Below are 14,716 nucleotides of genomic sequence, written 5' to 3' on the forward strand. Positions count from 1 at the left end.
GAGGGTGCTCCCCTCCGCCGTGGCGCGGAGAGCGGGAACGCGATGTCACCCTGGACGTCACCGGCCACCCGGAGGGCGGGCAGGACGCACGGGGGTGCGCTCGTAGTCTACGACGCGTGAGCACTGGTCTCGACCGCGGTCCGTCCACCCCCGTCGGCACACCCCCCGCACCCGCCGGCGTGCGGCGGATGCGGCGCTTCGGGCCGACCGTCTTCGCCGAGATGTCGGCCCTGGCCCAGCGCACCGGCGCGGTGAACCTGGGGCAGGGCTTCCCCGACACCGACGGCCCGGCCTCCCTGCTGGAGGACGCCGTGACGGCGCTGCGCTCGGGCGCCAACCAGTACCCGCCCGGGCTCGGCGTGCCGGAGCTGCGCGAGGCCGTGAGCCGGCACCAGGAGCGCTGGTACGGGCTGCGACCCGACCCCGGCACCGAGGTGCTCGTCACGGCCGGGGCCAGCGAGGCGACGGCCGCGGCGCTGCTGGGGCTGTGCGAGGCCGGCGACGAGGTCGTCGTCCTGGAACCGGCCTACGACGCCTACCCCGCGCTCATCGCCCTGGCCGGCGCCGTGCAGCGCTCGGTGCCGCTGCGGCCGACCACCGACGGCTTCGCCCTGGACCGGGCCGCGCTGGAGGCGGCGTTCTCCGAGCGGACCCGGCTCGTGCTGCTCAACACCCCGCACAACCCCACCGGCGCGGTCCTCTCCGACGACGAGCTCGACCTCATCGCCCGCCTCGCGGTGCGCCACGACGCCGTCGTCGTCACCGACGAGGTCTACGAGCACCTCGTCTTCGACGGCCACCGGCACCGGCCGATCGCCACCCTGCCCGGCATGGCCGAGCGGACGCTGACGATCTCCTCGGCGGGCAAGACGTTCTCGGTGACCGGGTGGAAGATCGGCTGGGTCAGCGGCCCCGCGCACCTCCTCGCTGCCGTGCGCTCGGTCAAGCAGTTCCTCACCTACGTCAACGGCGCCCCCTTCCAGCCCGCCGTCGCCCGGGCCCTGGACCTGCCCGACGCCTTCTTCACCGGGCAGGCCGCCGACCTGCAGCGCCGCCGGGACCTGCTGAGCGAGGGCCTGCGCTCGGCCGGGTTCGGGGTGCGCACCCCGGCCGGGACGTACTTCGTGATCGCCGACCCGCAGCCGCTGGGCTTCCAGGACGGGACGGAGCTGTGCCGCCGGCTGCCCGAGCTCGCCGGCGTCGTCGGCGTCCCCGTCGGCGCCTTCTGCGAGCCGGGCGGCGCGGCCGCCGCGGCGGTGGCGCCGCTGGTGCGCTTCACGTTCTGCAAGTCCGACGCCGTGCTGCTCCGGGCCTGCGACCGGCTGCAGGCCCTGCGCCGGTGATCCCGCCCGAGCGGGCCGGCCTGCGCACCGCCCTGGAGGCGGAGCGGGACGAGGCGGTCGACCGGGCCGCGGCGCTGGAGCGCGAGCTCGCCAGCGCGCTGGAGGCGGCCGCCGAGGGCACCGCCGACGACGAGCACGACCCCGAGGGCTCCACGACGGCCTTCGAGCGCGCGCAGGTGGCGGCGGTGCTGGAGCAGGTGCGCGAGCGCCTGGCCGCGCTGGACGTGGCCCTGGCCCGGCTCGGGGAGCCGGGGTTCGGGCTGTGCGAGCGGTGCGGGCGCCCCATCGCCCCGGGCCGCCTCGCCGCCCGGCCGTGGGCCACGACGTGCGTCGAGTGCGCCGGGCGGGTGCGGCGGTAGCGCCGCCGCGGCCCGCTCCCCCGGCCCCACACCCGGCCCCACACCCGGCCCACACCCGGGCCCACACCCGGCCTCACGCCCCCCACGCCCGGCTCCCCGTGGGTGCGGCCGTGGGATCGGCGTCGACGTCGTCGGGGCGACGTCCACGGCGTTCCCACGCCCGACCCGACAGCGCGGGGCACCCACGGGCGCACCCACCGGGACACCCGCGTGGAGTGAGCCGTGGGTGTCCCGGCCCGGTCGCCCCGGTGACGTCGAGCGCACACCCACGGGTGGTCCCACACCCGGCCCGACGTCGGTGCAGCCGTGGGACCGGCCCGGTCGTCGGCAGGACGACGGCCGCACCGGTCCCACCCCCGGTCCCGCTTCCCGACCCGACCCGACCCGTCCCGTCCCGTCCCGGAGCCTGGGGACGGCGAGCGCCGCACGTCGTCCCGGGCTCCACACCCCCTGCGCGGGCCCGGTCGTCCACACCGCTCACCCGGCGGGCCCGGCCCCACCGCGCGGCCGGGGCAGGCTGGCGGCGTGCTGGGTACAGGGGTCACCGCCGCTCTGGCGTCCGTCGCCGTCGCGGGCCTGGCGGCCGCCCTCGTCGTGGCCTCTCCCGTGCCGGAGCTGGTGGGTCCACCCGGGCCGGTCAGTCGCACCGGGACCACCGCGCCGACGTGGACGTGGCCGGTGGACCCGCACCTCGTCGTGCGCACCTTCGACGACGTGGGCCGCTACGACGCCGGGCACCGCGGGGTGGACCTGGCTGCGGCCGGGGGGACGCCGGTGGTGGCCGTCGCGGCCGGTCAGGTCACCTTCGCCGGCCCGGTCGCCGGCCGCGGGGTGGTCGTGGTGGCCCACCCGGACGGTCTGCGCACGACCTACGAGCCGGTCGAGGCCGGGGTGCGGGCCGGTCAGCCGGTGGCGGCCGGGGCGCTGCTGGGCACCGTGGCCGCCCAGCCGGCGCACTGCCCCGCCGCGTGCCTGCACCTGGGGGTGCGCCGGGGCGAGACGTACCTGGACCCCCTCGCCCTGCTGCGCGCGGCCCCGCCGGTCCTGCTGCCGCTGGGGCGGGCCTGACCGCCGGACCCGGCGCTCAGCTGACGTCGGACAGCTTGCCGCGCAGCTGCAGGACGGCCTTGGTGTGCATCTGGCAGATGCGCGACTCGGTGACGCCGAGGACGCGGCCGATCTCGGCCAGGGTCAGGCCCTCGTAGTAGTAGAGGGTGACGACGATCTTCTCCCGCTCGGGCAGCTGGTTGATGGCCCGGGACAGCAGGAACTTCGTCTCCTCGCTCTCGAAGGCCGCGACGGGGTCCTCGGCCTTGGTGTCCTCGAGGGTGTCGACGAGGGAGAGCTTGTCGCCCTTCTCCCCCGACACGCTCAGCAGCTCGTCGAGGGCCACGACGTTGACGTAGGAGACCTGGCTGAAGATGTGGTGCAGGTCCGACAGGGCGATGCCCATGCGGTCGGCGACCTCGGCCTCGGTGGGGGTCCGGTGCAGCTCCCCCTCCAGGGTGGCGTAGGTCCGTTCGACCTCGCGGGCCTTGCTGCGCACCGAGCGCGGGATCCAGTCGATGGCGCGCAGCTCGTCGATGATGGCGCCGCGGATGCGGGAGATGGCGTACGTCTCGAACTTGATGGCGCGCCCGATGTCGAACTTCTCGATGGCGTCGATGAGCCCGAAGATGCCGTAGGAGACCAGGTCGGCCTGCTCGATGTTGGGGGGCAGCCCGACCCCCACGCGGCCGGCGACGTACTTCACCAGCGGCGAGTAGTGCATGATCAGCTTCTCGCGGACGTAGGGGTCCGCGGTGGCCTTGAACTCCTCCCACATGGCGCGCAGGGCCGCCTCGGCCGCCTCCTGCTCGGGGGTCAGGGGCCCCTTGCCCTTGCGGCTGGTGAAGCGCGCGTTGGCCTGCGGGCGGCCCGCCGGCTGCACCTCCCCGGCCGGCTCGGTGGACCCGTCCACCGGCTCGGCCGCGTCCACCGCGTCCCGGGTGCCCGTCTGCTGCGTGCCGGTGGCGTCGATGCCGCGCTCCATCCCGTCGTCGACCACTCGCAGACCGGAGTCGCGCTCCGTCTGGGCGGCGGTGGCCCGTTCCTTCGCCGCGCCTGGTTCCACCGTGGTCCTCCCCCCGGACCGTCAGGCCCGGGGATGGGCCTGACGGTGAGAACTCCGCAACCGCTCCACGGAGACGTGTGTGTAGATCTGCGTCGTTGACAGCGTAGCGTGACCAAGCAACTCCTGTACGCTACGAAGGTCAGCTCGTCCGTCGAGCATGTGCGTCGCGGCCGCGTGCCGCAGACCGTGCGGAGACGTGTGCGGCGCACCGGGAACGGCCTCGACCGCCCGGTTGACGACGGTCCGCACCTGCCGCTGGTCGATCCGGCCGCCGCGACGGCCCAGGAACACCGCGTCACCGGAAGCCGGCCCCGCCAGCAGCGGCCGGCCCCGCTCCAGCCACGCCTGCAGGGCGCGCAGGGCGGGCTCACCGAAGGGCACGACCCGCTGCCGGTCGCCCTTGCCCAGGACGCGCACCTGCCGGTGCCCCGGGTCCACGTCCCCCAGGTCCAGCCCCACGACCTCGGCGACGCGGCAACCGGTGGCGTACAGCAGCTCCAGCAGCGCCCCGTCGCGCAGCGCGGTGGGGTCGGCGGCCTCGTCGTCCCGGGCCGCGACCGCCGGCTCCAGCGCGGCCTGGACCTGGCTGCGGGCCAGCACCCGGGGCAGGTCCCGGGACCGCTTCGGGGCCTGCAGCCGCAGCCCGGGGTCCTGCGCCAGCCGGCCGGTGCGGTGGGCCCAGGCCGTGAAGGTGCGCACCGCGGCGGCCCGCCGGGCCAGCGTGGAGCGGTGGTGGTCGGCCGCGGCCGCGGTCTGCCAGGCCCGCAGGTCCGCCAGTCCGAGCACCCCCAGGTCCAACGCCCCGTCCCCGGCGGCCGGGACCATCGTGGTCAGCAGGTCGCGCACGTCGGAGCAGTAGGCCCGGACGGTGTGCTCGGAGCGGTTGCGCTCGGCGCGCAGGTGGGTGGCGAAGGCCGCCAGCAGCCGTCCCAGGTCCTCGGGCCCGACCGCCTCCCGCTCCCGCCCCTGCCCCTGGTCGGTCCCCTCGCCTGCCACCCCAGCACCGTCGTGCGTGCCCGGCGGCGGCGCAAGCCGCCGCGCGGCCCGCCGGGGCACCGCCGCGGCCGTGCGAAGATCACGCGGTGGTTCAGCGCACCGGCCCGCGGCTCACCGACGACGGCGACCAGCCGCAGGACCCGCAGCCCGTCCAGACCGTCCGCTTCGGCCTCGACGGGCTCGCCTACGAGATCGACCTGACGGCGTCGGACGCCGCCGCGCTGCGCCGGGCCCTGGCCCCGTACGTCGAGCACGGCCGGGTCACGCCGGCACGCCGGGCCGGGGCGACCCGGCGGCGCGGGGGGACCGGCGCGGGCCCGGTCGTCGACAGCGCCGCGGTCCGCGCGTGGGCCCGCAAGCGCGGCGTCCCGGTCACCTCCCGCGGCCGGGTGCCCGCCGGCGTGATCGAGCAGTACCTCGCCGCGACCGCTCCCCTCAGTCGCCCTTGACGTTCACCACCTGGCGCAGGACGTGCCGGACCTCGACGAGGTCGGCCGCGTCGGCCATGACCCGGTCGATGTCCTTGTAGGCGGCCGGGATCTCGTCCAGGAACGCGTCGGTGTCCCGGTACTCGATGCCCTTCATGGCCTCCCGCAGCTGCTCGTGGGTGAACCTCCGGCGGGCCGCCGATCGGCTGTGCTCGCGCCCCGCGCCGTGCGGGGAGGAGCGCAGCGACATGACGTCGCCCTTGCCGACGACGACGTAGCTGGCCGTCCCCATCGACCCCGGGACCAGCCCGGGACGTCCGGCGTCGGCCGCGATGGCGCCCTTGCGCGACAGCCACACCTCGCGGCCGAAGTGCCGCTCGCGCGTCGTGTAGTTGTGGTGGCAGTTGATCCGCTCCGCCTCCTCGACGCCCGTCCCGAGGAACGCGGACAGCTGCGCGACCACCCGGTCCATCATCTCCTCGCGGTTCAGCAGCGCGAAGTGCTGCGCCCACTGCAGGTCGGCCAGGTACTCGTCGAACTCGGTCGTGCCCTCGACGAGGTAGGCCAGGTCCCGGTCGGGCAGCGGCACGAACCACTGCGCGCACAGCCGCTGCGCGACCGCGATGTGGTGGGTGGCCAGCTTGTTGCCCGGACCGCGCGACCCGGAGTGCAGGAACAGCCACACCCGGTCCAGCTCGTCGAGGGAGACCTCGATGAAGTGGTTGCCCGACCCCAGGGTGCCCAGCGCCAGCCGCCAGCGCGGGACGAGCTGCTCGCGGAAGGTGGCCCGGTCCGGCTCCAGCGCCTCCAGCTCGGCCACCCGCGGGACGGCCGTGGCCGAGACCTCGCGGTTGGCCGCCCCCGCCGACAGCGGCACCGCGGCCTCGATCGCGGTCCGCAGCACCGACAGGTCCCGGCCGGCGAGGTCGGCGGCCGTGAACCGCGTGCGGACCGCGATCATGCCGCAGCCGATGTCCACCCCGACCGCCGCGGGGATGATCGCCCCGTCGGTCGGGATGACCGACCCGACGGTCGCCCCCTTGCCGAGGTGGGCGTCGGGCATCAGCGCGATGTGCGGGTGGATGAAGGGCATGGTGGCGGCGACCTGGGCCTGCCGGCGGGTGCCCTCCTCCAGCACCGACGCCCAGTTCACCAGCTTCTCCCCCAGCCGCTCCACGGTTCCTCCCTCTCTGCTCACGACGTGTTCCTGGACTGCGCGGCAACGGTTTCCGCGCCGGGCACGAGGGACGACGATACGCACGCACCGTCCCGGGCCCCACTGGTTTTCCGCTCACACCCCCGCGGCGCGGCGCCACCCGCCGTCGCTGCGCACCGCGTGGCCCGACAGCTCCAGGCGCCCGAGCAGGGCCTGCACGGCACCGGCGTCGAGCCCGGAGTCCCGGGCCAGGCGGTCCAGGTCCGCGCCGGTGCGCCGCGGCAGGCACTCGGCCACCCGCAGCTCCTCGCGGTCCAGGCCGTCGAAGGGGCGCTGCTCCACCGCAGGGGCCGTCAGCACCTCCTGCCCCAGCTCGCCCAGCAGCTCGGCGGCCTCCGGCGCGCTCGTCACGCAGACCGCGCCCCGCTCGCGCAGCAGGCGGTGGCAGCCGGCCGAGGCCGGGGAGGTCACCGGCCCGGGGACGGCTCCGACGGGCCGGTGCAACCGCTCGGCCCGGTCGGCCGTCGACAGGGCCCCCGAGCGCCAGGCCGCCTCGACGACCACCGTGCCGCGGGTGAGGGCGGCGATGAGCCGGTTGCGCTCCAGGAACCGCCAGCGCGTCGGGGTGCTGCCCGGCGGCACCTCCGAGACGAGCGCGCCGGTCCGGGCCAGCCGGGCCAGCAGCGCCGCGTTGCCCGGCGGGTAGCTGCGGTCGACCCCGCAGGCCAGGACGGCCACGCTGGTGCCCTCGACGGCGACCGCGGCCCGGTGCGCGGCCGCGTCGATGCCGAACGCCCCGCCGCTGACGACCGCGAACCCGCGCTCGGCCAGGCCCACCGCCAGCTCCGCGGTGACGTGCTGGCCGTAGGCCGTCGCCGCGCGGGACCCCACCAGCGCCGCGCTGCGGGCGGCGACGTCGCCCAGCCGGGCCGGACCGCGCACCCATAGGCAGAACGGGGCACCCAGGGGCCGTTCCCCCGTCGCGTCGACGTCGAGGTCGGCCAGCCCGGCCGGCCACTCCTCGTCGCCGGGCACGACGAGCCGGCCCCCCGCGGCGCGGACGGCGGCGACGTCCCCGGCGGGGTCGACGTCCTCCAGCCGCGTCCGCCACCGCTCCGGGCCGCGACCGGTGACGACGGCCTCCAGGGCCAGCGTCGCCCCGACCTCGGCGACCAGCCGGGCCGCGGCGACGTCCCCCGGTTCGGCCAGCCGGCTCCACGCCGCCCGGGCCAGCCGGTCCTCGCCGAGGGCCGCGCGCAGCGCGGACGGCACGGGGCGGTTCACGCGGCCACCGCCGTGCTGAGGGCCCCCCGCAGCGCGAGGGCGCGGCCCACGTCGTCCCGGTCCGGGGCACCGGCCCCCCGCAGGTCCGCGACCGTCCAGGCCAGCCGCAGCACCCGGTCCACCCCGCGCAGGGTCAGCACGCCCCGCTCCAGGGCCCGGTCCAGGTCCCGGGTGACGTCCGGGCCCAGCCGCAGCGGCCCGCGCAGGAGCGGGCCCTTGAGCTCGCCGTTGGTCCGCACCCCGTGCCGGCCCAGCCGCTCGGCCTGCACCGCCCGCGCCGCGGCGACCCGCGCGGCCACGACGCCCGTGCCCTCCCCCGCAGCCGCCTCGGCCACCTCCGCGCGCGTCACGGCCCGCACCTGCAGCTGCACGTCGACGCGGTCCAGCAGCGGCCCGGACAGCTTGGCGGCGTAGCGGCGCCGCGCCTGCGGGGTGCACGTGCAGTCCAGGCCCTTGCCCACCGCCCGCCCGCACGGGCAGGGGTTGGCCGCCAGGACGAGCTGGAACCGCGCCGGGTACCGCGCCGTGCCGCGGGCGCGGTGCAGGACGAGCTCGCCGTGCTCCAGCGGCTGGCGCAGCGCGTCCAGGACCCGGGCCTCGAACTCGGGGGCCTCGTCGAGGAACAGCACCCCGCGGTGGGCGCGGGAGACCGCCCCCGGCCGCGGCACCCCGCTGCCACCGCCGACGACGGAGGCCACGGAGGCGGTGTGGTGGGGATCCTCGTAGGGCGGTCGGGTGATGAGGGCGGTGCCCGGGCGCCCGCGCAGCGTGCCGGCCACGGAGTGCACGGCCGTCACCTCCAGCGCGGCCTCCTCCTCCAGGTCGGGCAGCAGGCCGGGCAGCCGCGCGGCGAGCATCGTCTTGCCCGCCCCCGGCGGGCCGTTCATCAGCAGGTGGTGGCCCCCGGCGGCGGCGACCTCCAGGGCGAAGCGCGCCTCGGTCTGGCCCACCACGTCGGCCAGGTCCAGCGGCCGGCCCGTGAGCGCCCGCTCGGGCGGGACGAAGGCGCGCGGCGGTGCGGGCAGGTCCAGCGGCGGGTCCCCGCGGTAGTCCGCGACGAGCTCGGCCAGCCAGCGCGCCCCCCGGACGGTGACCCCGGGGACGAGGGCGGCCTCCTCGGCCGTGGCCTCGGGGACGACGACGCGCCGGACGCCGGCGCGGGCCGCGGCCAGCACGGCGGGCAGGACGCCGTCGACGGCGCGCACGCTGCCGTCCAGGCCCAGCTCGCCGAGGTGGACGGTCTCGGCGGACGCCTCCGGCGGCAGGACGCCGGCGGCCGTCAGGGTCGCCACGGCCACGGCCAGGTCGAACGCCGAACCCGTCTTCGGCAGCGTCGCCGGGGACAGGTTCACCGTGATCCGCTGGGCCGGCAGCGGGAAGCCGGAGTTGGCCGTCGCCGCCCGGACGCGGTCCTTGGCCTCGTGCAGGGACGCGTCGGGCAGCCCGACGAGCACGAAGGCGGGGATGCCGGAGGAGATGTCGGCCTCGACCTCGACGAGGTGCCCGTCCAGGCCGACGAGCCCGACGGCCAGGGAGCGTGCCAGCGCCATCAGAGCACCCCCCGCAGGTGCTCGACGCGCGCCGGGCCCCGTTCGGCGGGGGTGACGGCCACGACGTCGAACCGCACCCCGGCGGGGCGCACCGACGGGTGGGTCGTGAGCCACTCCTGGGCCAGCTCCTGCAGCCGGGTCAGCTTCTGGGGGGTCACCGCCTCGGTGGCCGTGCCCGCGCTGGTGCTGCGGCGGGTCTTGACCTCGCAGACGACCAGGTCGTCGCCGTCGCGGGCCAGGACGTCGATCTCCCCGTGCCGGCAGCGCCAGTTCGTCTCGAGCACCGTCATGCCCGCCTCGACCAGCCACCGGGCCGCCACCCGTTCCCCGTACCGCCCCACGGCGTCCTTCGCACGCACGTGCACCACCTCCGCAGCACAGCCTGCGGCGGCCGGCGGGGCGGTCGGGGCGGGTCGGGGCCCGCTGTGGACGGTCCGGACCCTGTGGAGACCGGTGCGGCACCGGGGGTCCTCGTCCACGGGCCCGCCGCGGTGCGGGTCCGTGGGAACGCGCCCCAGCGACCCCCCGGCAGTGGGGCGCGTCCCACGGGTGCATCGACGCAGCGTGCCGGGGCGTTACCGGTGGAGCCCCCGCTCACCCGGACGGGCGAACCGGGGGCTCAGCGCTCGCGCAGGTCGGGCCCGTCGGGGACCTCGATGTCGCGCTTCTGCAGCTCCTCGACGTTGACGTCCTTGAACGTCACCACGCGCACGTCGCGCACGAACCGGGCGGGGCGGTAGACGTCCCAGACCCACGCGTCGTGCAGCGTGACCTCGAAGTACGTCTCCCCGTCGGCCGTGCGGACCTGCAGGTCCACCGAGTTGGCGAGGTAGAAGCGCCGTTCGGTCTCCACCACGTACGAGAAGAGCGAGACGACGTCCCGGTACTCGCGGTAGAGCTGCAGCTCCATCTCGGTCTCGTAGTTCTCCAGGTCCTCGGCGCTCACGGGACCATCATGCCTGCCGGGCCCGCCGGGTGTGGGAGGTGCGGTCCGCGCTCGCCCCGTCCCCCGGCTGCCCCGGGCCCGGGGAGGCCGGGCAGCCGCCAGCTGCGCCGGTGCTGCTCGCAGCTGCCGTGCTCGGCCAGGGCCCGCAGGTGGTCAGGAGCGCTGTACCCCTTGTTCCCGGCCCACCCGTAGTGCGGGAACGCGGCGTGCCGCTCGGCCATCACCGCGTCGCGGGTCGTCTTGGCCAGCACGCTCGCCCCGGCCACGGCGGCGCAGGTCACGTCCGCCTTGACGCGCGTCGTCACGACCGGCCCCTCCCACGGCGCGGAGGGCCCGTCCTCGACCAGCTCGTCCAGCAGCGAGGGCTCGCGCGGGTCGCTGAGGTAGTCGTGGTTGCCGTCGAGGACGACGACGCCGGGGCGCACCGGCAGCTGGGCCAAGGCCCGCCGGCCGGCCAGCCGCAGCGCGGCGGTGATGCCGACGGCGTCGATCTCGGCGGGTTCGGCGTGTCCGACGGCCCAGGCGAGGGCCCAGCGGCGCACCCGGGGCGCCAGGGCGTCCCGGGCGGCGGGGGTGAGCAGCTTGGAGTCGCGCAGGCCGGTGGGCGCGCTGCGGGTGCTCTCGTCGACGACGACGACACCGATGCTCACGGGACCGGCGAGCGCCCCGCGGCCCACCTCGTCCATCCCGGCGACGAGGGCGTGCCCCGAGCGCAGGAGCTGGCGCTCCAGGCGCAGGGAGGGCGCCGGGCGCCGTGTCGCCGGGACCCCGGGGGCGGGGCTCACTGCACCCCGGTCCGGCCGGGGACGGCGGCGAAGTCGTCGGGGGTGCCCAGCCACGTCCAGTGCGACACGGGCCACACGATCGCGTACGCGCGGCCGACGACGAGGTCGACCGGCACGAACCCGTCGTGGGGCTTCTCCTGGTTGTAGCGGGAGTCGGCGGACTCGGCGCGGTTGTCGCCCATGACCCACAGCGCGCCGGCGGGGACCGTGACGTCGCACGTCGTCTCGTCCGGCGAGGTGGAGGAGACGTAGGGCTCGTCCACGGCGACGTCGTTGACGGTGACCGTGCCGTCGGGGGCGCACACGACGTGGTCCCCGGGCAGGCCGATGACGCGCTTGATGAGGTGGTCGTCGGAGTCCTCCGGCAGCAGCCCCACGAAGGTCAGCGCGTCGGCGACGACGGTGCCCACCGGGCCGCGCTGGGTCGGTGCCGACGCCGGCAACCAGCCCCCGGGGTCGGAGAAGACGACGACGTCACCGCGGTGCAGCGCGAACGGGCCCGGGGTGAGCTTGCTGACGACGACGCGGTCGCCGATGTCGAGCGTGCGCTCCATGGACTGGGAGGGGATGAAGAACGCCTGCAGCAGGAACGTCTTGACCACCAGGGAGACGACGAGGGCGACGGCGACGACGAGCACGGTCTCGCGGATCGCGCCCACGATCCCCCCGCCGGCGGGCCGGCGACGCGGGGCCGGTTCCGGGGCGGAGGTGCCCTGCTCGGTGTCCCGGGCGCTCACGACCCGCTCCCCCGTGCGACGGTGCCGACCGCGTCCAGCGGCCAGGTGACGGCGACGACCCGTCCGATGACGTCGCCCAGGGCGACCGTCCCCCCACCGGGGGACCCCAGGTGGGAGCGGGAGTCGGCCGAGTCGCTGCGGTGGTCGCCCATCACCCACAACCGCCCCGGGGGCACGGCGATGTCGAACCGCACGTCGCTGGGGGCGTCACCGGGCTGCAGGTAGGGCTCCTCCAGGGGTTCGCCGTCGACCAGGAGGCGTCCCCGGTCGTCGCAGCAGGTGATCCGGTCCCCCGGCAGGCCGACGACGCGCTTGACGAAGTCGGACTCCCCGGGCCGGAACCCCAGCAGCCCGGCGATGCCGGCCCCGACGGCGGCCAGGCCCTGCGGGTCCGGGGGTGCGTCCACGAAGGTGCCGGTGCCGTCGAAGACGACGACGTCCCCGCGCCGGACCTCGGGGGCGTCCACGCGCCACACCAGGACGCGCTCGCCCGGTCGCAGCGTCGGCTGCATGGAGTCCGAGGGGATGGAGAACGTCTGCACGACGAAGGTGCGCACGAGCAGGACGAGCAGGAGGGCGACGGCCAGCACGAGGACGGCCCGGGCACCGCGCGAGGACCGGAGCCCGGCGGGAGCACCGGCGGAGCCACCGGACGGGGTCGACGGCCGCGGGTGGGTGGACGTCACGGGGCTCCTGCCTCACGGGGACTGCGTGCCGCGAGCGCGCGACCCGTGGAGTCTAGACGGGCGGGCCGGGCACCCGTCCGGAACGACACGAGCCGGGCCCCGACGGGGACCCGGCTCGTGCTGGAGGTGCTGGGCTCAGCCGCGGGGGCTGCCCGAGTCGCGACGCTCCTTGATCTTGGCGGCCTTGCCGCGCAGGTCGCGCAGGTAGTACAGCTTGGCGCGCTTGACGTCACCGCGGGTGACGACCTCGATCTTCTCGATGACCGGGGTGTGCAGCGGGAAGGTGCGCTCCACGCCGACGCCGAAGCTGACCTTGCGGACGGTGAAGGCCTCGCGGATGCCGCCGCCGGTGCGGCGGATGACGACGCCCTGGAAGACCTGCACGCGCGAGCGGGTGCCCTCGATGACCTTGACGTGGACCTTGAGGGTGTCCCCGGCGCGGAACTCCGGGACGTCGCTGCGCAGCTGGGCCGCGTCGATGCTGTCGAGCACGTTCATGGGTCTGCTCACTTCTCCTGTCGACGCCACAGGTCATCGGCACAGGCGTTGGTCCCGCGACGGGCGTCCGGTGGGGCTGGCCCCCTGTGGCAGGCGCACCCTCCGCCGCCCGGGGGCAGCGGTCACCGGCCGTCACGGCTCGTTGGTGTCAGCGGATCAGTCTGCCACAGCGGCGGGGGTGGACCGGAACCCGTGCGCGTCGGGGGTCCAGCCGAGCTCGGCCAGGACGGCCAGGTCGTGCGCGTCGCAGCGGGCCGGGTCCAGCCGGGCCAGCACGTCGGGGCGCCGGGTGGCGGTGCGGCGCAACGCCTCCTCGCGCCGCCAGCGCTCGACGGCCCCGTGGTTGCCGCCGGCCAGGACGGCCGGGACGTCCAGACCGCGCCAGGAGGCGGGCTTGGTGTAGGCGGGGTGCTCCAGCAGGCCGTCGTGCTCGGGGGCGTGGCTCTCCTCGGTCAGCGACGCCGCGTTGCCGACGACCCCGGGCACGAGCCGGACGACGGCCTCGGTGATGGCCAGCACGGCGACCTCACCGCCGTTGAGGACGTAGTCGCCCAGGGAGACCTCCCGCACCCGGATCCGGCTCCGGTAGTGCTCCACCACCCGCGCGTCGATGCCCTCGTAGCGCCCGCAGGCGAACACCAGCCACGGTTCGGCGGCCAGCTCGACCGCCGCGCGCTGGCTGAACACCTCCCCCACCGGGGAGGGGACGAGGAGGACGGGCCCGTCCTCGCCGGCGCCGGGCGGGGGGTCGGCCAGGACCGCGTCGAGGGCCTCGCCCCACGGTTCGGGCTTCATGAGCAGCCCGGCGCCGCCGCCGTAGGGGGTGTCGTCGACCGTGCGGTGCCGGTCGTGGGTGTGCTCGCGCAGGTCGTGGACCCGCACGTCGAGCAGCCCCTGGGTCTGCGCCTTGCCGATGAGGGACAGCTGCAGCGGGGCGAGGTAGTCGGCGAAGATCGTGACGACGTCGAGGCGCACTAGCCCTCGTCCCCGGGCAGCTCGGCGAACAGGCCACCGGGCGGGGCGAGCACGACCTTGCGCCGGCGCACGTCCACGGTCGGGACGAGGGCCCGCACGAAGGGCACGAGCACCTCACGGCCGTCGGTGCCGGTCACGACGAGGACGTCCTGCGCCGAGCCGGTGAGCAGGTCGGCCACCGTGCCCAGCGGGGTGCCGGTGATGGTGACGGCGGCCATGCCCCGCAGCTGGTGGGGGTACCAGGCGTCGTCGTCCTCCTGGGCCTCCTCGTCGATGTCGACGAGCAGCAGGGTGTCGCGCAGGGCCTCCACCGCGGTGCGGTCGGCGACCTCGCGGAAGGTCAGCAGCAGGGTGCCGTTGTGCCAGCGGGCGCCGGCGACGGTGAGCTGCCCGGCCGCCGGGTCCGTGCGCAGGACGGCCCCGGGGACGAAGCGCTCGTCGGGGTCGTCGGTGCGCACCTCGACGGTGACCTCGCCCCGCACCCCGTGCGGGCGCCCGATGCGGGCGACGACGTACTCCACGAGAAGTCCTCCGGGTGGGTGGTGGGGGGAACGGCAGGACGCCGGGGCCGCGTGCGCGGCCCCGGCGTCCGGGGGTGGTGCTGGGTGGCCGGGGTCGTCAGCGACGGTCCACGTCGACGAGGTCGACGCGCACCTGCTTGCCGCCGGCCAGCGCCCCGATGACGGTGCGCAGCGCCTTGGCCGTGCGACCGGCGCGGCCGATGACGCGGCCCAGGTCGTCCGGGTGCACGCGAACTTCGAGCACGGCACCGCGCCGCAACGTCTTCGACGTCACCTGCACGTCGTCGGGGTTGCCGACGATGCCGCGCACCAGGTGCTCGAGGGCGTCCGCGAGCACCG

At 76.3% G+C, this 14,716-nt stretch carries 18 protein-coding genes; 4 read left to right on the forward strand and 14 right to left on the reverse strand.

The genetic code is table 11. From position 1 onward, the window contains the following. Nucleotides 1-188: 188 nt before the first annotated feature. The 3 genes from AB2L27_RS03775 (at nucleotide 189) to AB2L27_RS03785 (ending at nucleotide 2,770) form a co-directional block, all read left to right on the forward strand. Complete coding sequence (locus AB2L27_RS03775; RefSeq protein ID WP_370440196.1) at nucleotides 189-1,343, forward strand: pyridoxal phosphate-dependent aminotransferase; 1,155 nt, start codon at nucleotides 189-191, stop codon at nucleotides 1,341-1,343. Then, nucleotides 1,340-1,702 carry a TraR/DksA family transcriptional regulator gene (locus AB2L27_RS03780; protein ID WP_370440130.1) on the forward strand — a complete coding sequence of 121 codons (363 nt, stop codon included), beginning with the start codon at nucleotides 1,340-1,342 and terminating at the stop codon, nucleotides 1,700-1,702. Before AB2L27_RS03775 ends, AB2L27_RS03780 begins: the two co-directional genes overlap by 4 nt. A gap of 525 nt (nucleotides 1,703-2,227) precedes the next feature. Continuing rightward, a complete protein-coding gene (locus AB2L27_RS03785) occupies nucleotides 2,228-2,770 on the forward strand; it encodes a murein hydrolase activator EnvC family protein (protein ID WP_370440131.1) in 543 nt (180 codons plus the stop codon). Between the two features lie 16 nt (nucleotides 2,771-2,786). Here AB2L27_RS03785 and whiG read toward each other — a convergent pair whose 3' ends face one another. Beyond that, on the reverse strand, nucleotides 2,787-3,815 hold the full coding sequence (whiG, locus tag AB2L27_RS03790) for an RNA polymerase sigma factor WhiG (protein WP_370440132.1): 1,029 nt from the start codon (nucleotides 3,813-3,815) through the stop codon (nucleotides 2,787-2,789). 21 nt (nucleotides 3,816-3,836) lie between these two features. After that, nucleotides 3,837-4,811 (reverse strand): tyrosine recombinase XerC, encoded by a 975-nt coding sequence (locus AB2L27_RS03795; RefSeq protein WP_370440133.1) that lies wholly within the window; start codon nucleotides 4,809-4,811, stop codon nucleotides 3,837-3,839. An 86-nt stretch (nucleotides 4,812-4,897) separates the two neighbouring features. Between AB2L27_RS03795 and AB2L27_RS03800 the strand changes: the two genes are divergently transcribed. Beyond that, entirely contained in the window at nucleotides 4,898-5,260 is a 363-nt protein-coding gene (locus AB2L27_RS03800; RefSeq protein ID WP_370440134.1) for a histone-like nucleoid-structuring protein Lsr2, read from the forward strand. On the opposite strand, the gene AB2L27_RS03805 is transcribed toward AB2L27_RS03800, so the two are convergent. The 12 genes from AB2L27_RS03805 to AB2L27_RS03860 all read right to left on the reverse strand — a co-directional run bounded on the left by AB2L27_RS03805 (nucleotide 5,247) and on the right by AB2L27_RS03860 (nucleotide 14,714). Next, on the reverse strand, nucleotides 5,247-6,416 hold the full coding sequence (locus AB2L27_RS03805) for an RtcB family protein (RefSeq protein ID WP_370440197.1): 1,170 nt from the start codon (nucleotides 6,414-6,416) through the stop codon (nucleotides 5,247-5,249). The genes AB2L27_RS03800 and AB2L27_RS03805 overlap by 14 nt on opposite strands. 114 nt (nucleotides 6,417-6,530) lie before the next feature. Continuing rightward, complete coding sequence (gene dprA, locus AB2L27_RS03810; protein ID WP_370440135.1) at nucleotides 6,531-7,679, reverse strand: DNA-processing protein DprA; 1,149 nt, start codon at nucleotides 7,677-7,679, stop codon at nucleotides 6,531-6,533. Further along, complete coding sequence (locus AB2L27_RS03815; RefSeq protein WP_370440136.1) at nucleotides 7,676-9,229, reverse strand: YifB family Mg chelatase-like AAA ATPase; 1,554 nt, start codon at nucleotides 9,227-9,229, stop codon at nucleotides 7,676-7,678. Before AB2L27_RS03815 ends, dprA begins: the two co-directional genes overlap by 4 nt. After that, complete coding sequence (locus AB2L27_RS03820) at nucleotides 9,229-9,597, reverse strand: YraN family protein (RefSeq protein ID WP_370440137.1); 369 nt, start codon at nucleotides 9,595-9,597, stop codon at nucleotides 9,229-9,231. Before AB2L27_RS03820 ends, AB2L27_RS03815 begins: the two co-directional genes overlap by 1 nt. Before the next feature lie 251 nt (nucleotides 9,598-9,848). Further along, nucleotides 9,849-10,175, reverse strand: a complete 327-nt coding sequence (locus AB2L27_RS03825; protein WP_366169179.1) for a DUF2469 domain-containing protein — start codon at nucleotides 10,173-10,175, stop codon at nucleotides 9,849-9,851. After that, a complete protein-coding gene (locus AB2L27_RS03830) occupies nucleotides 10,172-10,960 on the reverse strand; it encodes a ribonuclease HII (protein ID WP_370440138.1) in 789 nt (262 codons plus the stop codon). The genes AB2L27_RS03825 and AB2L27_RS03830 overlap by 4 nt, the downstream gene beginning before the upstream one ends. Continuing rightward, the gene (gene lepB / locus AB2L27_RS03835; protein ID WP_370440139.1) at nucleotides 10,957-11,697 is read right to left on the reverse strand and encodes a signal peptidase I; all 741 of its coding nucleotides are present in this window, start codon (nucleotides 11,695-11,697) and stop codon (nucleotides 10,957-10,959) included. Before lepB (AB2L27_RS03835) ends, AB2L27_RS03830 begins: the two co-directional genes overlap by 4 nt. Then, on the reverse strand, nucleotides 11,694-12,383 hold the full coding sequence (gene lepB, locus AB2L27_RS03840) for a signal peptidase I (RefSeq protein WP_370440140.1): 690 nt from the start codon (nucleotides 12,381-12,383) through the stop codon (nucleotides 11,694-11,696). Before lepB (AB2L27_RS03840) ends, lepB (AB2L27_RS03835) begins: the two co-directional genes overlap by 4 nt. 135 nt (nucleotides 12,384-12,518) lie before the next feature. After that, nucleotides 12,519-12,881: a 50S ribosomal protein L19 gene (gene rplS, locus AB2L27_RS03845; protein WP_370440198.1), complete on the reverse strand. Its 363-nt coding sequence runs from the start codon at nucleotides 12,879-12,881 to the stop codon at nucleotides 12,519-12,521. Nucleotides 12,882-13,037: 156 nt separating this feature from the next. Beyond that, on the reverse strand, nucleotides 13,038-13,856 hold the full coding sequence (gene trmD, locus AB2L27_RS03850) for a tRNA (guanosine(37)-N1)-methyltransferase TrmD (protein WP_370440141.1): 819 nt from the start codon (nucleotides 13,854-13,856) through the stop codon (nucleotides 13,038-13,040). After that, the gene (gene rimM, locus AB2L27_RS03855) at nucleotides 13,856-14,377 is read right to left on the reverse strand and encodes a ribosome maturation factor RimM (protein WP_370440142.1); all 522 of its coding nucleotides are present in this window, start codon (nucleotides 14,375-14,377) and stop codon (nucleotides 13,856-13,858) included. Before rimM ends, trmD begins: the two co-directional genes overlap by 1 nt. 97 nt (nucleotides 14,378-14,474) lie before the next feature. Beyond that, complete coding sequence (locus tag AB2L27_RS03860; RefSeq protein WP_370440143.1) at nucleotides 14,475-14,714, reverse strand: RNA-binding protein; 240 nt, start codon at nucleotides 14,712-14,714, stop codon at nucleotides 14,475-14,477. Nucleotides 14,715-14,716 lie beyond the last annotated feature (2 nt).

It is taken from the genome of Kineococcus halophytocola, assembly GCF_041276425.1.
Lineage (GTDB): Bacteria > Actinomycetota > Actinomycetes > Actinomycetales > Kineococcaceae > Kineococcus > Kineococcus halophytocola.

What these genes read in the sequence shown, in the direction of transcription:
- AB2L27_RS03775 (WP_370440196.1), top strand. Translation starts at nt 189, where the DNA reads ATGCGGCGCTTCGGGCCGACCGTCTTCGCCGAGATGTCGGCCCTGGCC.
- AB2L27_RS03815 (WP_370440136.1), bottom strand. Translation starts at nt 9,229, where the DNA reads ATGGCGCTGGCACGCTCCCTGGCCGTCGGGCTCGTCGGCCTGGACGGG.
- rplS (WP_370440198.1), bottom strand. Translation starts at nt 12,881, where the DNA reads ATGAACGTGCTCGACAGCATCGACGCGGCCCAGCTGCGCAGCGACGTC.